The organism is Tautonia sp. JC769, from assembly GCF_040717455.1.
Classification (GTDB): domain Bacteria; phylum Planctomycetota; class Planctomycetia; order Isosphaerales; family Isosphaeraceae; genus Tautonia.
Genome location: NZ_JBFEFH010000068.1, coordinates 1 through 1,189, shown reverse-complemented (window position 1 = coordinate 1,189; position 1,189 = coordinate 1). Strand labels below are relative to the sequence as shown.

Annotated in this window: 1 protein-coding gene; it reads left to right on the top strand. The window is 71.6% G+C overall.

The window, feature by feature from the left end; translation table 11 throughout:
* Positions 1–118 precede the first annotated feature (118 nt).
* On the top strand, positions 119–1,189 hold a 1,071-nt coding region (locus tag AB1L88_RS26885), incomplete at its 3' end, for an IS4 family transposase (RefSeq protein ID WP_367099804.1).

The following is a 1,189-nucleotide window of genomic DNA, read 5'->3' as shown; positions in this document are numbered from 1 at the left end:
CTACGCCGTTAACCGTGGATGGAAGAATGCGATAAGGTCTTGATGCGGCAACGGTTTGCGATCACTGTTTCTGTTACCACACGGAACCAGCACCTCGCTCACCCCGACGGAGTCGGACATGCCGCACCAAGACCTCCCCCGTCCTAGCCGATCGGACGCCCCGCCGCAAGACCTCAAGGACGTGCTCGACTGGCTCACCGACGGCATCGCCTTCGACGGCCTGGCCGCGCGACGCACCTGCACCTGGACCCCGCGGGGGCTGACCTGGGCCGCCTTGCTCTGGGCCGGCGCCGACGAGCCGACCCTGGCCCAGCGGTTCGAATCGGCCCGGACGCTGGTCCGACTCGCCGGCGAGCAGGCCGACACCACCGCGGCCACCTACCAGGCCTTCCTCAAGCGGCTGCACGCCTGGACCGCCTCGCTGATGCTCGCGGTGGTCCTGGCCTTCCGCCGACGCATGCGGACCGCGCTGGCCGAGCGGTTCGCGGTCGCCGGGTTCGAGGCCTTCGGCGTCGACGGCAGCCGCCTGCAACTGCCCCGGACCGCCTCGAATCAGCGGCACTTCGCCAGGCCCACGCGACGGCATGTCCGGCGGCGGCGGCGACGCTCACCGGCCGAGACGCGGGCCGAGGCCGCTCGCCGCAAGAAGGCCGAGGACCCGCAGCTGTGGCTGACGATGATGGTCCACCTCGGCACCGGCCTGCCCTGGGACTGGCGGACCGGGCCGACCGACAGCGGCGAACGCGAGCACCTGCGGCAGATGGTCGACGCCCTGCCCCCCGAGGCCCTGATCGTCGCCGACGCCGGCTTCGTCGGCTACGACCTCTGGCAGACGCTCCGTCAGTCGGGCCGCCACCTGCTGGTCCGGGTCGGCTCGAACGTCCGACTGCTGAGCCGTTCGGGGGTCGTCCGCACCGGCGACGGCCTCGTCTGGCTCTGGCCGGACCACGCCGCCCGAGGTGGCCAGCCGCCCCTGGTCTTGCGTCTGATCGTCGTGCATGAGGGCCGACACCCGGTGTACCTGGTGACGACGATCCTCGATGAAGCCCGGCTGCCGGGCCGGGCGGCCGCCGAGCTGTACCGGCTCCGCTGGGGCGTGGAGCTGTTCTACCGCCACTTCAAGCAGACCTTCGGGCGTCGGAAGCTGCGGAGCCATCGGGCCGAGAACGCCGTGCTGGAGGCGGACTGG